Here is an 18,368-nt window from a genome sequence, read left to right as displayed (position 1 = left end):
GGCTGGGGTGGCTGGGGTTATCCGGGCTACGGATGGGGCTATCCCGGTTATGGCTATGGTGTCTGGGGCAGCCCTTATTGGGGTGGCGGCTGGGGCTGGGGGGCGCCCTTTGCCTTTGGTTCGGTGTTAGGGCTGGCTGTCGGCGCTGCGGTCGCATCATCTGCGGAGGAGAGCTATCAGGCCCCGCAGACCATGTATGCCCCTCCGTCTTACTACGCACAGCCCACAGAGCCGCCTGTCGCGCAGGGAGGCTATCCTACCTACGCGCAGCCCGCTTATTACGGAAACGCTCCTCAGGCGGCTGGACAGGCCCCACAGGAGGGCTCTGATGTCGTGCATTGCAGTGCCGGGCGGTTCTTCAACTCCCTGACGGAAAGCTGCGACAAGCGCTGATCTGGGTATTTTCCTGATAAAAGGCCGCTTGGGATGGAAACATCCGGGCGGCCTTTCTTTTATTCCGGCTACATTCTGGTTTACGCTCTCAGGCAGAAAATGATTTGTCTGAGTGGGGTGAAGGTGTCTGGCTGTTTCGAAAAAACGTGGTTTCACAAAATTATTCTTCCGGCCCGCAGGGGGCTTCTGGCAGGTTTGCTGGCCGGAAGCGCACTCTCCGTGGCACAGGCTGCCGAGCCTGATCCATTCCAGATTTTTGCACCGCTTGCTTATCCTCAGCCGGTCAATCTCTATCATTCTGGCAATGGCGCTCCCGGTCCGATGGCCTGGAAAAATCGGGCTGATTACAACATTCATGTGCATGTTGACCCTGCGACCCATACGCTGTCCGGCAGTGAAACACTGACCTACACCAATAACAGCCCCGAGAGCCTTTCCACGCTCTGGCTGCAACTCGACCAGAATATCTATCAGCAAGGCTCACGCGGCGCTTACGCGGCACCCCAGCGGCTCCAGGATCATACGGACGGGATGATTATTGAGGCCGTGGCGCTGAGTGCGGATGGTAAGGAAACACCCCTCACGCCGCTTGTTTCAGACACACGCATGCAGGTGCCCTTGCCGCAGGCTCTGCCGGGGAAGGGGGGCCATCTCACCCTGAAAGTTTCCTGGCATTACACCATTCCCGGGGAATGGGGCGGGCGGACAGGCTTCAGCCAGAATGAAGACGGCGAGATGTATGAAATCGCCCAGTTTTACCCCCGGATGGCGGTCTATGATGACCAGCGCGGCTGGGATACTGCCCCGTATCTGGGGCAGGAATTCTATCTGGACTACGGGGATTTTGATTACAGCGTGACCGTGCCTAAAGGCTTTCTGGTGGCAGGAAGCGGCGCGCTGACAAACCCGGATGCCGTGCTGAGCGCGCAGGAAAAAGCCCGACTGGCGCAGTCTGCCACCAGTGAAACCCGCATTATGATTCGCACGCCGGAAGACGTGCAGGCCATTGTGCATCAGCCACAAACGGAGACGCAGACCTGGCAGTTCCATATGGCCAACACGCGGGATGTTGCTTTTGTTGCGTCTCCCACGCTGCTCTGGGATGCCGCCCGGCTCAACCTGCCTGCGCTGGAGGGGAGTGATGCCAAAAATCCTGCCCCGCGGCTGGCTATGTCAGTCTACCCTGCAGAGGCTGCGGGGGCGAAAAAATGGGACCGCTCAACAGAATACGTGAAGCACGCCATCGAATATTTTTCAGGAAAATGGTTCCCGTATCCCTGGCCGAACGCGGTGAATGTGGGCGGCCATGGTGCGGCTATGGAATATCCGGGCATTGTGTTTGACGGCAAGGAGGATGCCGGCGCAGAGCTGTTCTGGGTGACAACGCATGAACTGGGCCATGGCTGGTTCCCCATGATTGTCGGCTCTAATGAGCGCCGTAATGCGTTCATGGATGAAGGCTTCAATACCTTTATCGACGTCTATGCCTCCGACCATTTCAACCATGGGGAATTTGCGCCCAAGCATGACGTAGAGTTCGCCCCCCAGACCGGCCACCCGGCGGATGATATTGTGCCGGTGCTGAAAGATCAGTCAGCGCCTGTTCTGATGACACCGGCTGACCTGATCTCTGAAAAATATCGCCATAGCGTGACGTATTTTAAGGGCGCTTATGGCCTACAATTATTGCGGGAGCAGATTCTTGGGGCTGACCGGTTTGACCGTGCCTTCCAGCACTACATTGCGCTCTGGGCCTTCCGCCACCCCACACCGTCTGACTTCTTTCGCGTGATGGAAAGCGAGGCCGGGGAGGATCTCTCATGGTTCTGGCGGGGTTGGTATTTCAAGAACTGGGGGCCAGATTACCGCCTGAAATCCGTCTCTTATGTGAACGGAAACCCGGTGCAGGGGGCGCGGGTACAGGTGGAAAACAAAGGCTGGCTGCCTCTGCCTGTCGTGCTGGCTATTACGTGGATGGACGGGAGTTCAGCTCGTCTCACCATTCCTACGGAAACCTGGTCTCAGCGAAACACAGTCACGCTCCAGATCCCGGGTAAGCTGGCTATCCGGTCTGCTGTGCTGGACCCGGACCATATGATCCCGGATCTGAACCGTGCGGATAACAGCTTTACGGTTAAGCTTACGGCAGCGCATCAGTTTGCACCGTCTGCGGCTTCCACTCCGACCGTGCAGGGTGCCTCAGCACCCTAACGGACGGACAGAGCAGGGGCATCCAGCAACGCGTCAGTCGCGTGACGGAATGGATGCCCCTTCCAGATTCAGAAGCCAGCGTTTGTCATCCACGCCGCCATCACCGGAATATCCGCCCAGCCCATTCTGCGAAACTACACGGTGGCAGGGAATCAGAATGGGAATGGGGTTCCGCCCAACAGCCTGCCCGACAGACCGTGCACTTCCGCCCACGTCCTTCGCCAGAGCCTGATAGGTTGTGACTGTGCCCACAGGGATGGCGCACAGAGCGTTCCACACCCGTTTCTGGTAATCCGTGCCGAACATCGGCTCCAGCGGGAAAGGAAAGGGGCCAGCGGCCTTCGGTTCATCAAACCATGTATCCAGCCAGTCCCGTGCGGCGCAAAGCATGGGCGTTTCTGTCTGGTCACGTCCCCAGCCCCAGTCGAGCGAGATGATCTTACCCTCTTCTTCTGTCAGGGTCAGCGGCCCGATGGGGGAGTGGAGTGAAAGCTGTGGCATGGTCGTCGTCCGTCATTGTCTGAGCTGTGATGAGGTCGCAGTATGCGCGGCAGTCTGAAGCTTGTCATGTGAAGAAAGAGGCCACAAAAAGCCGGTGCAAAACGTGGATGTGTTTTTAGCTTACGTCTGAGGGCTGATCTGTTTTAGAAAGCCCCTGCATTCTCCTCAGAGGTGGCCCCTTATAGCGAGGCGCAGAGATCCAGAGGAACAGTGCAAACGGTGTGCGCCCACGCCAGACAAAACCAGAGTTTTCAGAGCAGCCTTGGCCTTTTACAGATCATGCAGGAAGGGAAAAACCACCGTGGCCTATCAGGGTGAAGAGACGATTTTTGCATTATCCACGGGGCTGGGGCGGGCTGCTATTGCGGTTATGCGGGTGAGTGGTGCCGGGAGTGAGGCGCTGTTGCAACGCCTGATAGGCAAACTCCCCGGCGCACGACGGGCCGCTTTACGGCGTGTCTGGCAGGATGCAACCACGCAGGACAATTTGCTGGATGAAGCACTGGTTCTCTGGTTTCCCGGCCCGCACAGTTACACGGGCGAGGATGGGTTTGAACTCCATCTGCATGCAGGCCCGGCGGTCATCAAGGCTGTGGCAGGGGCTCTGGTAGAAGGGGGTGCGCGCCCGGCAGAGGCCGGAGAGTTTACGCGTCGCGCCTTTATGAACGGACGGATGGATCTGGTTGAAGCCGAAGGTATTTCAGATCTGGTTGAGGCGGAAACAGAAAGCCAGCGCAAACTGGCTCTGGCACAGACCGATGGTGCACTCAGCCGCCTTTATCAGAACTGGGCGGACCGGCTGAAGCGCGTTCTGGCGCATCAGGAAGCGCTGATTGATTTCCCGGATGAAGATTTGCCACCGGAAGTTGAGCAGGGGCTTCTGGACGAAATTCACAGTCTTATCGCCGCTATGCAGAGCCACATTCAGGAAGGCGACCGTGGGGAGCGCATCCGGCGTGGTGTAGTGTTTGCCATTACCGGACCACCCAATGCAGGCAAGTCCAGCCTTTTAAACTGGCTGGCAGACCGGGATGCGGCTATTGTTTCCCCAATGGCGGGTACAACGCGGGATGCCATTGAAATCAGCGGTATTCTGGCGGGTGTCCGTGTGACGTTTGTAGATACAGCGGGCCTGCGCGAGACCGAAGATGCCATTGAGGCAGAAGGCGTAAAGCGGGCATTGTTTCACGTGAAACAGGCCGACTGTGTGTTGCAGATGTTTGCCGCAGGGGATGAGCCGCAGGAGGTGTTTCCCGCAAGCGTGCTGATAGGCAATAAGCTGGATCTCGGCGTTGTCCCGAAAGAGGTTCAGGGTCATCCGGTTATGGCTGTCAGCCTTGAAACAGGGCAGGGGCTGGACCAGCTTAAAGCCTTGCTGGAGCAGAAGGTGGAAGCGCTGACGGCATCGTCTGCATCCGGCGCGCCACTTTTGACCCGGGCCCGGCATAAGGCAGGGGTTAAGGAAGCCTGTGCCTGTCTGGAGGCCGCTTTGCAGCAGGAGTGGCCGGAAATGCGTGGGGAAGAATTACGGCTCGCTATGCGGGCTTTAGGGCGGCTGACAGGGCATGTTGGGGTGGAAGACCTGCTGGATGCTGTGTTCGGTCAGTTTTGTATCGGAAAGTAAGGGTAAGGCGGCAGGATTATGGACCGTTCGTATGATGTGATCGTGGTGGGCGGTGGCCATGCCGGGTGTGAGGCCGCTGCAGCTGCCGCCCGGTGTGGGGCGCGCACACTCCTGCTGACGCATCGCAAAGACACTGTTGGAGCAATGTCCTGCAACCCGGCGATTGGCGGGATTGGGAAAGGGCATCTGGTGCGTGAAATTGACGCGCTGGATGGTCTGATGGGTCGCGCGGCAGATCGGGCAGGGATTCACTTCAAACTGCTTAATCGGTCCAAAGGCCCAGCCGTGCAGGGGCCACGAGCACAGGCTGACCGCTTTCTCTACAAACAGGCGGTGCAGGACCTGCTGGCGGAAACGCCTAACCTGAGCTGTGAGGAAGGCGCTGTCACAGACCTGCTCTGCACGGATGCAGGCGATGTGCAGGGCGTTGTCTGTGAAGATGGCACAGAATGGCACGCCGGGGCGGTTGTTTTGACCACCGGAACCTTTCTGGATGGCGTTATTCACATTGGGCATAAAAGCCAGCCGGCGGGACGCGTGGGTGAACAACCTGCGGTTGCATTAGCAGAGCGCCTGAAAAATCTTGAACTCACGATGGGGCGACTCAAAACGGGCACGCCGCCGCGTCTATTAAGAAACAGCATAAATTGGGAAATTCTGGCGGAAGATAAGGGGGATGTATCCCCCGAACCCTTTAGTCGTCTGACGACCACCATTACAAACCCGCAAATGGTCTGCGGCATTACAGCGACAACACAAAAAACCCATGATATTATCAGGGAGTCTCTGCATCTCTCTGCTGTTTATGGTGGAGCAATTTCAGGCCGTGGTCCGCGTTATTGCCCGTCTATTGAAGATAAAGTTGTGCGTTTTGCAGAGAAAACCAGCCACCAGATTTTTCTGGAACCTGAAGCTCTGCCTGAGCATGAAGGTGGACATCTGATTTACCCCAACGGCATTTCCACCAGCCTGCCAGCCGATGTGCAGGAGGCCATGATCCGCTCTATCCCCGGTCTGGAACAGGCCGTTATCGCCCAGCCGGGTTATGCGGTGGAATATGATTATGTGGATCCGCGGGAACTGACATCCTCTCTTGAGCTGAAAAAATGTCCGAACCTGTTTCTGGCCGGGCAGATTAATGGCACGACGGGCTATGAAGAAGCCGGGGCACAGGGACTGCTGGCGGGTGTGAATGCCGCCCGGCGTGCCGCAGGGCAGGGCGCTGTCAGCCTTGATCGTGGGAAGGCCTATATCGGCGTGATGGTGGATGACCTGACCACACAAGGTGTGAGTGAGCCTTACCGGATGTTTACGTCCCGTGCAGAATACCGCCTCACTCTGCGGGCCGATAATGCCGATATGCGTTTGACCGAACTCGGGATTGAATGGGGCTGTGTCGGTGCAGAGCGCCGTGCTGTTTTTGAAAAAGATTGTGCAGAAATCAAGGAAATTACGGAGCGTGCCGAGCAGGAAAGCTGGCAGCCGCAGGCTTTAGCGCAGGCCGGACTGAAAGTGGCGCAGGATGGCCGGCGCAGAACGTTGCTGGAAATTCTGGGCTATGGCCTGGACGATGCAGCGCTTGAAAAGCTGGCTCCATGGTATTTGAATGCTCCGGCGCGCGCCCGACATTACGTGACGACGCAGGCCCGCTATAAAGGCTATCTTGTCCGGCAGCAGCGCGAAATTCGTCAGCTTGAGGCTGAAGCTGAAATCCGTTTTCCCAAGGATATGGATTTCAATGCAATCGGGGGATTAAGTGCGGAAATGAAGGAACGGCTTGAACGCGCCAAACCCGAAAATTTTGGGTCTGCGCAAAGAATCCCCGGCGTGACACCATCTGCACTGGTGGCGGTCCTGGCGCATGTCAGGCAGAGGACGGCGGCCCGATGATCGACCTGCCCGAAACGCTACATGTTTCACGTGAAACACAGGAACGGCTGGAAGCATTTGTCGCCCTGCTGGAAAAGTGGAACCCAAGGATCAATCTGGTCTCCTCGCGGGATATTGCCAGCGTGTGGGAACGCCATGTGCTGGATAGCCTTCAGCTTGCCCCGCTGGTAGCAGGGCAGGAGCGGTTTATTGATATGGGGTCAGGCGGGGGGTTCCCCGGTGTGATTGTTGCAATCGCGACGGGTGTACCCGGAACGCTGATTGAGTCTGACCAGCGCAAAGCGGCCTTCCTGCGGGAAGCTGCCCGTGTCACGCAGGCCCCAATTGAGGTGCTGGCCGAGCGGATTGAACAGGTAGACCTTGCTCCGACTCCCGTTGTCACGGCGCGGGCTCTGGCCTCTTTAAGCAAGCTGCTGGACTGGACCGCACCCTTGCTGGAAAAACAGGGAAAAGCCTTCTTTCTCAAAGGTCAGCAGGCGGATGAAGAGTTGACCGAGGCCCGACGCAACTGGCACATGAATGTGCGTATCCACCGCAGCATAACAAGCCATGATGGTGTGATTCTTGAAGTGAGCAATCTTGAACGTGTCTAAGTCTGACAAAAAAACAAAAACGTGCCGTATTCTGGCTATTGCAAACCAGAAAGGTGGGGTTGGGAAAACAACCACGGCCATTAATGTTGCCGCCGCTCTGGCTGAAGACGGTACACGGGTCGTGCTGCTTGATATGGACCCGCAGGGCAATGCGTCCACAGGTCTGGGTGTTGGGTATGATGCCCGGCAGGGCGGGGCCTACGCCCTGCTGATGCACGAAAAGCCTGCCGCTGACCTTCTTCAGCCAACCGAGATCGATGGCCTGTCTGTTATAGCGGCGAATACCGAACTGGTTGGGGCAGAGATCGAACTGGTTGACGCGGACGAGCGTGAAAAGCGCCTGCGTGATGCTCTGGCTCCGTTAGCCGAGAGCGTGGATTATATCATTATCGATTGTCCGCCCAGCCTGAGCCTGCTGACCCTGAATGCCCTGGTAGCAGCCGATGGCGTGCTGGCCCCCTTGCAGTGTGAATTCTTCGCGCTGGAAGGGCTGGGGCATCTGGTGAAGACGATTGATCGGGTCAGAAAAAAACTTAACCCCTCGCTGAAAATCGCGGGTATTGTGCTGACAATGTATGACAGACGAAATAATCTGTCTGAGCTTGTCGCAGCAGATGCGCGGAGCTTTTTTGGGGATGATGTGCTTGAAACCATTATTCCCAGAAATATCCGTATTTCTGAGGCACAGAGCCATGGTCAGCCGGTTATGACTTATGACCCACGGGCCAGCGGCGCCGCGTCTTATCGGGCCTTGGCGGCGGAAATTAAGAGGAGAGCATCCTAGGCATGTCTCAGCGTAAATCTGCTGCCCGCCCTAAACTCGGCCGAGGCCTTGCTGCCCTGCTGGGAGATGTTGCAGCACCTGTAGCGGCTGCGCCTTCTGGTTCTGCTCAGCCTGTTGCTGGAAGTGCAGCAGCACCTGTCAGTTCTTTGTCTGTGGACGTTCTGGTTCCTGGGCCTTTCCAGCCCCGGCAGGATATGGAACCCGGCGCACTGGAGGAACTGGCTGAGTCTATCCGCGCACGGGGGATTTTACAGCCTATTCTGGTGCGGCCTGATCCGGGCAAAAAAGGGCAATATCAGATTATCGCCGGGGAACGACGCTGGCGCGCGGCACAACTGGCTCAGTGCCACACTGTGCCAGTGCATGTGCGGGATCTGGATGAAGTCGACGCCATGGCTGCGGCCTTGGTGGAAAACCTCCAGCGTGCTGATCTGAACCCCATTGAAGAGGCCGACGGCTTCAGCCGTCTGATGGAAGATTACAGCCTAACGCAGGACGAACTTGCCAAGGCTATAGGCAAGTCCCGGCCGCATGTAGCCAACACCATGCGGCTGCTACGCTTGCCTGAAAGCGTGCGGAAAGCTGTAGGGGCAGGGGCTCTGTCTGCGGGGCATGCGCGGGCGCTTCTGGCACATCCTGACCCGATCGCCGCGGCGAAAGAAGTCATTGAAAAAAGTCTTTCCGTAAGACAGACGGAAAGCCTTGTGCAGAAAGCTCTGGAAAACAAAGGCAAGGACAAGCCTGCTCCGGCTAAGAAAACAGCAGACCCTGAAATTGCGGCGCTGGAGCGGGATCTGGGGACGCGGCTGGGGCTGAAAGTGCAGGTCCATTTTGATGGGCGGAAAGGTGGCTCTCTGCAGATCCACTATAAAAGCCTCGATCAGCTGGATGATGTACTGGCCCGTTTAAAAAGCTGAATTTTCAGACTTGTCTTAAAGGAAAGTGGATGATAGAAAGCATCCACTTCAGTTCATAGAACTGTAAGGGCGCATAGCTCAGTTGGTAGAGCAGCTGACTCTTAATCAGCGGGTCCAAGGTTCGAGCCCTTGTGCGCCCACCAATCTTTTCAAAGATTTAGGTGGTTTTTAGATTTCCGGGTTTATCATCCCGGCAGTCTTCCGGAATCATTCGAGTGAGAATGGGTGTGTCAGCAAGGCTGGAATTCCTCAATCATTATAAAAAAGCATTTCCTGTTTTCTTTCATTACTGAAGAAATGCCAGCTCCACACTCATGGTCGTTTGAGTTCCCTGTTTTGCCGTTGCTGTCGTTTCCGAACTGACGGAGCAGGTGGCTCGTAATCTCTTTCGATTATGCCAAATTTTCAAAATATTCGCTTTTATTGAGCGGCAATAGAAAAAGCCCAGACACCACTAAGGTATCCGGGCTTTCTTCAAAGCAGAAAGTTTTTAAAACTTAGAGCTTATCAATGCCGCTCTTAACGGCGTCTTTCGCGTCACCAGCGGTTTTCTGCACTTTGCCTTTAAGGTTCTGCGCAGCGCCTTCAGCTTCAAGACGTTCGTTGTCCGTCAGCTTCCCGGCTTCTTCTTTAACCTTGCCGGCAACCTGGTTAGCAACACCAGCGACTTTATCTTTCATGGAGCTCATTTCGATATCCTCCCTTTGTCTGTGAAATAAAACGCTGGCTTCTCGGCTGGGTTCCGAAAGCGGGCATAAAAAGATTCAGGAGAGCCGTTGGGAAACACGCATCGGCTCACATTTAAACGGCGTGTTCCTGTAAAGACCACTGTGAGTATGGCCGCCCATAGCAACCACTTCATGGACAGTCACAAAAGAGTGTTCTAAATTTTTTGTCATGATTGTTTCGCTCAAATTTAAAACCTCTGCTTTTTCTCTTAGTGCTCTTCTCGTGTCCCTTTTCCCCGGATCACATGCCTTTGCGCAGGGAGCAGCCGCGCGGAATGGGAACTATGCTGCTTCAGCCCGTAGCATGGCCTCCGTTTCCACCACTCTGGATAGTGTGGTGGGGAGCCGGCCTTCCCGTATTGCGCAGCAATTTGAGCAGGCTTCTGAGACACTCACCGTTCAGCCAAATGGCGTGATCCTCGACAAGCAGGGGCAGGTCATAACGCCTGGTTGCCTGGCTGTGCCTATTATGGCGGCGAGGCAACATAACCCTGGCGGCGCACCAGCCGAACCGCAACTTAAGGATACGTCTGGCAATAAAGCGACACACCAGAAGCCGGAGTCCGTCCGTCTTGGGCTGGTACAGGTCCATACAGGCGGCTCTTTGCAGAAGCAGATTTTGATGGACGCGTCTTTCGCGCCTTCAGGTCTCTATGTCGCGCCACGGGCCTGCCAGCAGGGGGCCGCACCAGACGCCGCACAGATCCGCAATGCAGCAGGCTCTCTGGCTACAGCAGATGGCAACCCCTTTGCTCTGGCTGGCAACCGTGAAGATATTGCGCAGGCGACGCAGGGGCATGCGGACGGCTCTGATATTGTTCTGGAAGCCGGAGCGACCGCACAATGAAGCTCACCAAAAGGCTCTGTTTGAGCACTGTGTGCGTTGTGGGGCTGCATGGTGGTCATGGGGCTCAGGCGGCCTCTTCACGCGCTACAGCGGCATCCTCGCGGCCTGTGCCTCAAATCTGGATGAATTCCAAACTTCCAGACTCTGCTGCAACGCCTAAACTTCAAACCGGGCAGGAAGACGCATCAGTTCATCAGGAGCAAAGTCCGTCTTCCAGTCTTTCAGATAAAACCTTGATTCCAGCTCTGCGTGGGCTTGTGTTTGAGGCTTCGGGCAGCAATGCACCGCAGACGCAGACGCAGACGCAGACGCAGACGCAGACGCAGACGCAGACGGATGCCATTCAGATGAATGGATTGCCGCTTCTCGAAACCAAAGAGTTTCGGAAAAAGCTTGAGCCGTATCTGAATAAGGCTGCCAGTGCGCGCACCTTTTATGACATCGTCCAGCAGGTCACCGCACAGTTCAGAGAAAAGGGGCATCCCTTTCTCACGGCCTTTGTGCCGCCGCAGCGTGTGCATGATGGCATGCTCCATATTCGTGTGGAGGAATATCGGCTTGGCCAGATTACGGTGAGTGGAAACCGATGGTTTTCAGATCGCATTATTCGGAATGCCAGCAGCCTGCATCCTAAAGACACGCTTGCTTTGCAGAACCTGCAGGCTGATCTGGCATGGATAAACGGCAACCCATTTCGCACGGTGGATATGATTTATCATCCCGGACAGAAAGCGGGGACGACGGACGTGGATTTGCAGGTCTCCGATCGTTTCCCTGTTTATGTATTCGGCTCGTTTAACAATCAGGCTGACCCCACACTGGGGCGGGTTAACTGGAGTCTCGGAGCAACTTGGGGAAATGCGTTTGGTATCGACCATACGCTGTCCTATCAGTTTACCCGTAGTTTGACGGGCCGCTACAACATGCACCTTGGGAGTTGGGAAATTCCCTTGCCATGGCGGGATAAAGTGCTGGTTTACGGAACCTACAGCACCTCAGCCCCGGCGGCGGACTGGCCCATCCGAAACTCCGGCATCTCCGGGCAAGCCTCTGTGCGGTATATTCACCAGCTTCCCCATCTGGCTGTCTCGTCCGATATCGGGCTGGATACGCTGTTGCAGGCCGGGTTTGACTGGAAAACAACCAATAGTGACCAGTTTTACGTCGCATCACCCATCATGCTGGGCAATGCGGATACAGACCAGTTTGCTCTGGGTGCGGATATTACGGAGAATGACCATTATGGTCAGACACACCTGCTAAACGAGGCCTATTACGGCCCCGGCAGATTGACGCATTATGATACACGCAAGAGTTATCAGACAATTTTTCAATCGGCTAATCCCGATTATGTTTATGACCGCGTGCAGATCACCCGGACAACAAAGCTGCCCTATGGGTTTTCCTCTGTGACAATTGCGTCGGCGCAGGCCACAACCCATAATCTGCTTTATAGTGAGCAGCTTGAATCCGGCGGTATTGGCACCGTGCGGGGATATTATGTGAATAGCGCGCTGGGCAGCCGGGGCGAACAGCTGAGCGAAGAAATCAAGCTTCCTTCATTTTCTCTCAGTAAGCAGTTAGGGATTGGGAAAAACTTCGCGGATACAGAAACGCTTGGTGGGTTTTATGACTGGGGACAAACCTGGAACAAGAAGCTCTCGCAAACCAGCAGTAACAAAACCGGTCTGGCAAGTCTGGGAATTGATCTGAATACGAAAATAAACAGACTGGTCAATATTGTTTTTGATACTGGGTGGCGGCTGCGCCCCGCTCCGGATTCAGGAAAAAAAGGCGCGTTCTGTGACTTCAATATCGTGGTGGGGTTATGAAAACCGATGTCTTTTCAGGGTGATCTTTTCAACACGCGTGAAGAACAGCCACTACCCCCCGTTGCGTCAGAGCTTTGGGAGAAACTTGCACGATCAGCATTTCGCAGAAAATTTCATCTGAATACAGAAGATTTATCGTATCTTCAGGAAAAAACGCTGCCAGTTGTGCTGGAGCATGGCGCCGATTTTATTACAAAACGACTGGCGCCCGCGCATCCGGCTCGGGATGGCAAACAAACACCTTGGAAAGGGCATCCTGTTTTTGTTGCGCAACATGCTACGGGAACATGTTGTCGTTCCTGCCTTGAAAAATGGCATAACTTTTCAAAAGGTTTTCAATTAACGGCTCCGCAGAAACGCTATGTTCTGGCGGTTATCGCCGGATGGCTTGAGCATGAATTGGATAGAGCGCAGAAGCATGTTGCCGAGCAAAACAGTTATCCTGAACGGACAAAGAAGGATGCAGGATCATAAGTCTGATTACCTGCATCCTGCACAATATTTTTTATAAAGAGAAAACCTTCCAAAAAGCTCAGAAGGCTTTTGGAGGCTGAACTTCCCGGTCCATCAGCAGGGCGGTCACGGCGTTTTTAAACGGCGTAAACGTGTCTGCAAGGCGGAGACCAGCCTGGCGAAGTTGCCGGAACGGTGCGCCATCATGCGTATAAAGCGTGGCGATACTATTGGTGCCCGCAAAGAGCGGCGCCGTGATCATGCGGTGCTGGCGTTCAAAACGGCGGAGAGCCTGCGCGTTTCCGGCATCCCCTGTTTCTGCAAAAGCCTTACCCACTTCTGTCGCAAGTGTTTCCTGCCCGCGCAGGCCGAGGTTGAAGCCGTGAGCGGTAATCGGGTGCATGCCAACAGCAGCGTCACCAACCAGCGCCAGACGGCGCGCTGTAAAGCGGTGCGCATACACACCTTTCAGCGGATAAGCGTGGCGGGTGCTGACAAGGCGCATCTGGCCCAGACGGTTGCCAATACGCTGCATAACTTCCTGATTAAAGGCATCACGCGGCATATCCAGCAGGCGCTGAATGTCTTCCGGTGGCAAAGTCAGAACCAAGGAGGACGCCATCCCGTTTACTGGCAGCAGGGCGACAGTCTGGCCTTCATCAAACCACTGTGTTGCGACGTTGTGGTGCGGAGACTCATGCGCCATCCGGCAGACCAGCATACTGCGTTTAAAATCATGGATAATCGCACCAATCCCCGCACGACGACGCGTGGGGGAGAAACGCCCATCGGCCCCGACAACCAGCTGAGCTGCCGTCTGGCCGTGTGAGTGGTGCACAACAGCCTGCGTCGGATTCTGCCGCACAGTTTCGACGGATGTGGAGCCGAGCAGTGTAATACGAGGGCGTTCTGAGGCCGCCGCAAACAGTGCGCGCCGGATATGGTTATTGGACACCAGCCAGCCGAGTGCATCAACACCACGACCGTTAGTATCAAAGCGCAGCGGATGCGGAAACTTGCCAGTTTCTACGCGAGCTTCCCGAAGCGGGCAGATTGCCGTTTCTGGAATGTAGTCCCACGCTCCATTCTTTTGGAGGGTATGCACGGCATGGTGGGTCAGGGCGATTTCCCGCCCGTCAAAGGAGGGTTCAGCCCAGACTGTGCGCGGTGCGCGTTCCAGCACCGTGACAGACAGACCAGCGCTCTCCAGAGAAAGCGCTGTGGCGAGCCCGACAGGTCCGCCTCCGATAATGGCAACATCTGTCTGTGTCGGTGTGGTCATGGCTTTAGGTCCTGTCTGCGGCAAACTGAACGGGCTTGCCGGTCCATGATGCAGTAAACTCGGCGGGGTCAGGCCGTTTGGGGGCATGCTGTTCACCGTCCGGTGTGCCGATAAACAGGAAGCCCGCCAGCCGGTGCGGAGCGGGGAAGCCCAGTTCTTCAGCCAGAACAGGATCGTCCACCACATCGCCAGACACCCACACACCGCCAAAGCCTGTAGCGTGCAGAGCGTTCAGCACGTTCATAGCGGCAGCGGCAACTGCCATTTCCTGCTCCCACAACGGGATTTTATGATCCGGGCGCAGGTGCATACCCAGTGCGAGAATAAGCGGCATAGTGGAAAAACGCTTGCGACGCTTTTCAATTTTAAACTCAGGAGCTTCGGCATCCATCCGCTGCATGCTGGCGACAATGCGTTCAGCCAGAACAGGCCGCGCGTCATCCCGAATGACCACATAACGCCAGGGACGCAGCTTACCGTGGTCTGGTGCCCGCATGGCAGCGGCCAGAATTTCGGAAAGCTGAGCGTCTGACGGTGCGGGTTCTGCCAGATGGTCTGTGGAAGCGCGGGTCAGAAGCATGTCCATGGGTGTCATGATCGAAGGTCCTGTTTCAAAAAACTGAAGAGAGAAGCCTGCTCAGACAGGGAAGGGCGGCAGAGGCTGGCCACCAAGAAGATGCAGATGGAAATGCGGCACTTCCTGCCCGCTATTTTCACCGGCGTTGGTAATCACTCGGTAGCCGCTCTCATCCAGCCCAAGCTCGGAGGCAATTTGTCCGGCGGCTTTCATGACGCCGGCAATCTCATCCTCGGAAGCTGTTTTCGTGAAATCTATAAAAGAGACGTAAGGTTTTTTTGGAATGATCAGAATATGTACAGCAGCTTTGGGCGCAATGTCCTGAAAGGCCAAAACCCACTCATTTTCAAAAACCTTTTTGCACGGAATATCTCCGCGCAGGATTTTGGCAAAAATGTTTTTCGGGTTGTAAGGCCCTGTTCCTTTAACAGCCATGACTTATCCCTTTTTTGACAAAATTTCTTTAGGACGAGAGGCTTTTTCCGCAATGCCGCTTGTGCCTTCACGGCGGCGCAGTTCGGCCCAGACCTCTTCCGGTGTCACACCGGCATCAACCCACAAAACAATAAGGTGGTAAAGCACGTCAGCACTTTCTCCAACTAGAAGGTCCTTCCGGCCAGCAACGGCTTCAATCAGGCACTCAACAGCTTCTTCACCAAACTTCTGGGCAATTTTGTATGTGCCACGGGAGAGCAGGCGGGCAGAGTGGCTCAGGCTCGGGTCTGTGCCCTTACGGCTCTGCACAACCGTGTAAAGCCGGTCCAGAACAGTCTCATCGGCAGACTGGGAGAGTTTATCTTCCAGAACCTCTTTGACTTTTTCGGTCTTTTTGGCCACAGCCTCTTTTTTCACACTGCTTTTGGGCGTGGCTTTTGACTGAGTTTTCGGCGTTGCTTTGGCTGTAGCCTTCGTGCTGGCTTTTTTGGTCATGTGCGTGACTTTGCCTGAAAAGGTGAGGGATTGGGGCGTACGGGCAGACCGGCTTCGGCCAGCGCGGTTTTAACCTGAGACACAGTAAACTGGCCAAAATGGAAGACACTGGCAGCCAGAAGCCCGGTGGCTCCAGCCTCAGCACCTTCCACAAAATGCTTCAGTTCGCCCACGCCGCCAGAGGCGACAATCGGGAGCCTGACAGCCTGTGTCGCGGCTTTCAGCAAGGACAGATCAAAACCGGAGCGTGTGCCGTCCCGATCCATGGAGGTCAGCAGAATTTCTCCTGCTCCACGTTCCGCCACTTCCCGGCACCAGTCAATGACATCACGCCCCGTGGGCGTGCGGCCACCGTGCGTATAGACTTCCCACTTGCCGTCCGTGGTCTGCCGCGCATCGACGCCAACAACCACACACTGGCTGCCAAATTTCTGCGCGGCTTCATTAATGAGGTCCGGGCGGGAAACGGCTGCCGAATTCATGGCGCATTTATCGGCTCCGGCCAGCAGCAGGCGGCGCATGTCATCCGTCGTGCGCACACCGCCACCGACCGTCAGTGGCAGGAAAATGCGTTCTGCCGTGCGGCTGACAACATCCAGAATGGTATCACGGTTTTCATGGCTGGCCGTGATATCCAGAAAGGTCAGTTCATCAGCACCAGCGGCATCATACAGCGCGGCCTGCTCGACAGGATCTCCGGCATCGCGCAGCTCAACAAAGTTCACGCCTTTCACAACGCGACCATTCTTGACGTCCAGGCAGGGGATAACGCGGAGTTTCAGCATCAGGCGAGAACCTTCAGAGCCTCAGCCGGAGAGACCCGGCCATCATACAACGCCCGGCCTACAATAACGCCTTCAATGCCCGGGGCATCATCTGCCGCTTTCCGCAGTGCCGCCAGATGCTCCAGATTACCCACGCCACCACTGGCGATAACAGGCACGGAAACCGTGTTGGCAAGCGTTACGGTTTGCTCAATGTCGAGCCCATCCAGCATGCCATCACGGCTGATTTCCGTGAAAATAATAGAAGCCACACCGGCTTCCTGCATCCGCAGGGCGAGTTCCGTTGCCTGCATGTCAGACACTTCTGCCCAGCCTTCGGTCGCGACATGGCCGGAGCGTGCATCAATCCCCGCCACAATCCGGCCGGGGAAGGCACGGCAGGCTTCCTTGACCAGAGCAGGGTTCTTGACGGCCACGGAGCCAAGAATAACGCGGGTCACGCCAGCTTCCAGCCAGGAGGAAATAGCCTTCATATCCCGCAGGCCGCCGCCCAGCTGCATGGGCACCGTGGCGGCGTTCAGAATGGCCTGCACTGCTGGCGCGTTGGCAGACTGGCCTGCAAAGGCGCCGTTCAGGTCAACAGCGTGCAGCCATTTGAACCCGGCATCACACCATGCCCGGGCCTGTGCCGCCGGGTCATCCGAATAGACGGTGGCATCGTCCATTTCCCCACGGCGCAGGCGCACGCAGGCCCCGTCCTTCAGATCAATGGCCGGGTAGAGAGTGAGCGGGCGGGAGGAAGCAGGAGAAGATGCAATCATGTCCGGTGTTTCAACCTGAGGGGAGAAGGAAGGCTCCACGGGGGCAGAGCGCACGGTATCAAGAAGTTTGGTGAAGAACAGCCCACTCACGGTCTGGTCTCCCATTCGCGCAAAGTGCGGGTGCGTGCCCCAGTGCTGGAAGCCCGCTTTCTGGAAGAGGGTGATGGCCGCTGTCTGTGTGTCCGGCACATCCATGTTCATCACGCGGAAGCCCATACTACGGGCGGCATTTTCCACCTCATGCAGCAGGGCTGAGCCAAGGCCGCGATTCCGGGCGTAGGGGGCTACGAACAGGTGCATCAGGGTGATGCACATGGCCTGACATTCATTATTGCGCGGAGCCCGGACAAGCTGGGCACAGCCAACAATCTCACCCTTCAGACGCACCACAAACAGCATACGCTCGGGCACCAGAAGCAGCCCTTTGAAGTAGCGCTCCAGAACCTGCCGGCCCTGAGGCTGCACCCAGCCAAAGCCACCACCATCCAGAATGGCGGCGTCGGCGGCTTCGCACAGGGCCTGAAGGTCATCTTCTGTCAGGGACAGAACGCGCTGGACGAGTTTACTCTTAGACATCGCAGAGGGTTTCCGGAGTCCAGGTCAGGAAATTAGCCAGAATCTGCAAGCCAACAGTCTGGCTTTTCTCAACGTGGAACTGTGTGCCTGCCACATTGCCATTGCACACAATGGCTGGAACGGGGCTGCCATAATCTGTGGTGGCAATCAGGCTTTCCGGCTTTGTGTTTCTCAGCGCGTAGGAATGCACAAAATAGCCATGTGGCGCGGCACCGAGCCCCTCCGTGAGCGGGTGAGGGGCGCTGAAATTCAGTTCATTCCACCCCATTTGCGGCATACGCAGGCCCGGGGCATCCATGGGGGCAATCTCGCCCGCAATCCAGCCAAAGCCTTCTGTGGTGCCGTGTTCAAGCCCGCGCTCGGCCATGAGCTGCATGCCCACACAAATCCCCAGAAAAGGCGTGCCGGACCGGGTTGCAGTGAGAATGGCGTCTTTTAAACCAGGGATGGACTCGAGCCCACGGGCGCAGTCCGCAAAGGCTCCCTGACCCGGCAGAATGATCCGGTCCGCAGCGCGGACATCCGCAGGGGAATTGGTAATGCTGACAGTGGCCGCAATGCCCGAAAGTTCTGCTGCGCGGGCTGCCGCACGGGCTGCGGAGGCCAGATTGCCGCCTTCATAATCAACAATGGCGATGGAGAGAGACTGGGTCATGGGGACCTCGCACTTCTGGTTCGTATCAG

At 56.4% G+C, this 18,368-nt stretch carries 18 protein-coding genes, 1 tRNA gene and 1 pseudogene; 11 read left to right on the top strand and 9 right to left on the bottom strand.

What is annotated here, in order from left to right; translation table 11 throughout:
• Together AD930_RS18040 and AD930_RS01290 are read left to right on the top strand one after the other, a co-directional pair.
• Positions 1–393: pseudogene (locus AD930_RS18040) on the top strand (hypothetical protein); the annotation flags it as partial.
• Between the two features lie 33 nt (positions 394–426).
• Entirely contained in the window at positions 427–2,604 is a 2,178-nt protein-coding gene (locus tag AD930_RS01290) for a M1 family metallopeptidase (RefSeq protein WP_244150452.1), read from the top strand.
• Between the two features lie 33 nt (positions 2,605–2,637).
• Here AD930_RS01290 and AD930_RS01285 read toward each other — a convergent pair whose 3' ends face one another.
• Positions 2,638–3,105: a methylated-DNA--[protein]-cysteine S-methyltransferase gene (locus AD930_RS01285; RefSeq protein WP_061501795.1), complete on the bottom strand. Its 468-nt coding sequence runs from the start codon at positions 3,103–3,105 to the stop codon at positions 2,638–2,640.
• 301 nt (positions 3,106–3,406) lie between these two features.
• Here AD930_RS01285 and mnmE point away from each other — a divergent pair, with 301 nt between their 5' ends.
• From mnmE to AD930_RS01255, 6 genes are all read left to right on the top strand, one after another.
• Positions 3,407–4,729 carry a tRNA uridine-5-carboxymethylaminomethyl(34) synthesis GTPase MnmE gene (gene mnmE, locus AD930_RS01280; RefSeq protein ID WP_061504832.1) on the top strand — a complete coding sequence of 441 codons (1,323 nt, stop codon included), beginning with the start codon at positions 3,407–3,409 and terminating at the stop codon, positions 4,727–4,729.
• Positions 4,730–4,747: 18 nt separating this feature from the next.
• Positions 4,748–6,619: a tRNA uridine-5-carboxymethylaminomethyl(34) synthesis enzyme MnmG gene (gene mnmG / locus AD930_RS01275; protein WP_061504831.1), complete on the top strand. Its 1,872-nt coding sequence runs from the start codon at positions 4,748–4,750 to the stop codon at positions 6,617–6,619.
• Positions 6,616–7,212 (top strand): 16S rRNA (guanine(527)-N(7))-methyltransferase RsmG, encoded by a 597-nt coding sequence (gene rsmG, locus AD930_RS01270; RefSeq protein WP_061504830.1) that lies wholly within the window; start codon positions 6,616–6,618, stop codon positions 7,210–7,212. Before mnmG ends, rsmG begins: the two co-directional genes overlap by 4 nt.
• Positions 7,205–7,996: a ParA family protein gene (locus AD930_RS01265; RefSeq protein ID WP_061504829.1), complete on the top strand. Its 792-nt coding sequence runs from the start codon at positions 7,205–7,207 to the stop codon at positions 7,994–7,996. The genes rsmG and AD930_RS01265 overlap by 8 nt, the downstream gene beginning before the upstream one ends.
• A complete protein-coding gene (locus tag AD930_RS01260) occupies positions 7,990–8,913 on the top strand; it encodes a ParB/RepB/Spo0J family partition protein (protein ID WP_208598541.1) in 924 nt (307 codons plus the stop codon). The genes AD930_RS01265 and AD930_RS01260 overlap by 7 nt, the downstream gene beginning before the upstream one ends.
• Positions 8,914–8,980: 67 nt before the next feature.
• Positions 8,981–9,056 (top strand) — tRNA-Lys (locus AD930_RS01255).
• 354 nt (positions 9,057–9,410) lie between these two features.
• Here the strand turns inward: AD930_RS01255 and AD930_RS01250 are convergent.
• Positions 9,411–9,602 (bottom strand): CsbD family protein, encoded by a 192-nt coding sequence (locus tag AD930_RS01250; RefSeq protein WP_043550360.1) that lies wholly within the window; start codon positions 9,600–9,602, stop codon positions 9,411–9,413.
• Between the two features lie 262 nt (positions 9,603–9,864).
• On the opposite strand from AD930_RS01250, the gene AD930_RS01245 reads away from it, so the two are divergent.
• From AD930_RS01245 to AD930_RS01235, 3 genes are read left to right on the top strand one after another with little or no spacing between them, the layout of a single operon-like run.
• Complete coding sequence (locus AD930_RS01245; protein WP_156476797.1) at positions 9,865–10,488, top strand: hypothetical protein; 624 nt, start codon at positions 9,865–9,867, stop codon at positions 10,486–10,488.
• Between the two features lie 29 nt (positions 10,489–10,517).
• Positions 10,518–12,320 (top strand): ShlB/FhaC/HecB family hemolysin secretion/activation protein, encoded by a 1,803-nt coding sequence (locus tag AD930_RS01240; protein ID WP_244150453.1) that lies wholly within the window; start codon positions 10,518–10,520, stop codon positions 12,318–12,320.
• 6 nt (positions 12,321–12,326) lie between these two features.
• Positions 12,327–12,794, top strand: a complete 468-nt coding sequence (locus AD930_RS01235; RefSeq protein ID WP_082781600.1) for a DUF4186 domain-containing protein — start codon at positions 12,327–12,329, stop codon at positions 12,792–12,794.
• Positions 12,795–12,852: 58 nt separating this feature from the next.
• Here the strand turns inward: AD930_RS01235 and ubiM are convergent, their stop codons facing one another.
• Genes ubiM through hisH form a run of 7 tightly spaced genes read right to left on the bottom strand, consistent with a single transcriptional unit; the run spans position 12,853 to position 18,339 of the window.
• On the bottom strand, positions 12,853–14,055 hold the full coding sequence (gene ubiM, locus AD930_RS01230; protein ID WP_061504825.1) for a 5-demethoxyubiquinol-8 5-hydroxylase UbiM: 1,203 nt from the start codon (positions 14,053–14,055) through the stop codon (positions 12,853–12,855).
• A gap of 4 nt (positions 14,056–14,059) precedes the next feature.
• Positions 14,060–14,650 carry a nitroreductase family protein gene (locus tag AD930_RS01225; protein ID WP_061504824.1) on the bottom strand — a complete coding sequence of 197 codons (591 nt, stop codon included), beginning with the start codon at positions 14,648–14,650 and terminating at the stop codon, positions 14,060–14,062.
• Between the two features lie 42 nt (positions 14,651–14,692).
• Positions 14,693–15,067, bottom strand: a complete 375-nt coding sequence (locus AD930_RS01220; protein ID WP_061504823.1) for a histidine triad nucleotide-binding protein — start codon at positions 15,065–15,067, stop codon at positions 14,693–14,695.
• Positions 15,068–15,070: 3 nt separating this feature from the next.
• On the bottom strand, positions 15,071–15,562 hold the full coding sequence (locus AD930_RS01215; protein WP_061504822.1) for a phosphoribosyl-ATP diphosphatase: 492 nt from the start codon (positions 15,560–15,562) through the stop codon (positions 15,071–15,073).
• Positions 15,559–16,347, bottom strand: coding sequence for an imidazole glycerol phosphate synthase subunit HisF (gene hisF, locus AD930_RS01210; protein ID WP_061504821.1), 789 nt, complete (start codon positions 16,345–16,347; stop codon positions 15,559–15,561). The genes AD930_RS01215 and hisF overlap by 4 nt, the downstream gene beginning before the upstream one ends.
• A complete protein-coding gene (gene hisA, locus AD930_RS01205; RefSeq protein WP_061504820.1) occupies positions 16,347–17,684 on the bottom strand; it encodes a 1-(5-phosphoribosyl)-5-[(5-phosphoribosylamino)methylideneamino]imidazole-4-carboxamide isomerase in 1,338 nt (445 codons plus the stop codon). The genes hisF and hisA overlap by 1 nt, the downstream gene beginning before the upstream one ends.
• Complete coding sequence (gene hisH, locus AD930_RS01200; RefSeq protein ID WP_061504819.1) at positions 17,677–18,339, bottom strand: imidazole glycerol phosphate synthase subunit HisH; 663 nt, start codon at positions 18,337–18,339, stop codon at positions 17,677–17,679. The genes hisA and hisH overlap by 8 nt, the downstream gene beginning before the upstream one ends.
• Positions 18,340–18,368: the final 29 nt, after the last annotated feature.

Origin of the sequence: Acetobacter malorum, assembly GCF_001580615.1 — a bacterium.
Taxonomy (GTDB): domain Bacteria; phylum Pseudomonadota; class Alphaproteobacteria; order Acetobacterales; family Acetobacteraceae; genus Acetobacter; species Acetobacter malorum.
The sequence above is the reverse complement of the archived record's forward strand: the minus strand, read 5'-3'. Positions and strand labels throughout refer to the sequence as shown.

Excerpts from the sequence above, each read along its gene's own strand:
- AD930_RS01220 (WP_061504823.1), bottom strand. The coding sequence starts at position 15,067 with ATGGCTGTTAAAGGAACAGGGCCTTACAACCCGAAAAACATTTTTGCC.
- hisH (WP_061504819.1), bottom strand. The coding sequence starts at position 18,339 with ATGACCCAGTCTCTCTCCATCGCCATTGTTGATTATGAAGGCGGCAAT.
- hisA (WP_061504820.1), bottom strand. The coding sequence starts at position 17,684 with ATGTCTAAGAGTAAACTCGTCCAGCGCGTTCTGTCCCTGACAGAAGAT.
- AD930_RS01285 (WP_061501795.1), bottom strand. The coding sequence starts at position 3,105 with ATGCCACAGCTTTCACTCCACTCCCCCATCGGGCCGCTGACCCTGACA.
- hisF (WP_061504821.1), bottom strand. The coding sequence starts at position 16,347 with ATGCTGAAACTCCGCGTTATCCCCTGCCTGGACGTCAAGAATGGTCGC.
- AD930_RS01215 (WP_061504822.1), bottom strand. The coding sequence starts at position 15,562 with ATGACCAAAAAAGCCAGCACGAAGGCTACAGCCAAAGCAACGCCGAAA.
- ubiM (WP_061504825.1), bottom strand. The coding sequence starts at position 14,055 with ATGACCACACCGACACAGACAGATGTTGCCATTATCGGAGGCGGACCT.
- rsmG (WP_061504830.1), top strand. The coding sequence starts at position 6,616 with ATGATCGACCTGCCCGAAACGCTACATGTTTCACGTGAAACACAGGAA.
- AD930_RS01290 (WP_244150452.1), top strand. The coding sequence starts at position 427 with ATGGAAACATCCGGGCGGCCTTTCTTTTATTCCGGCTACATTCTGGTT.
- AD930_RS01225 (WP_061504824.1), bottom strand. The coding sequence starts at position 14,650 with ATGACACCCATGGACATGCTTCTGACCCGCGCTTCCACAGACCATCTG.
- AD930_RS01235 (WP_082781600.1), top strand. The coding sequence starts at position 12,327 with ATGTCTTTTCAGGGTGATCTTTTCAACACGCGTGAAGAACAGCCACTA.
- mnmG (WP_061504831.1), top strand. The coding sequence starts at position 4,748 with ATGGACCGTTCGTATGATGTGATCGTGGTGGGCGGTGGCCATGCCGGG.
- AD930_RS01250 (WP_043550360.1), bottom strand. The coding sequence starts at position 9,602 with ATGAGCTCCATGAAAGATAAAGTCGCTGGTGTTGCTAACCAGGTTGCC.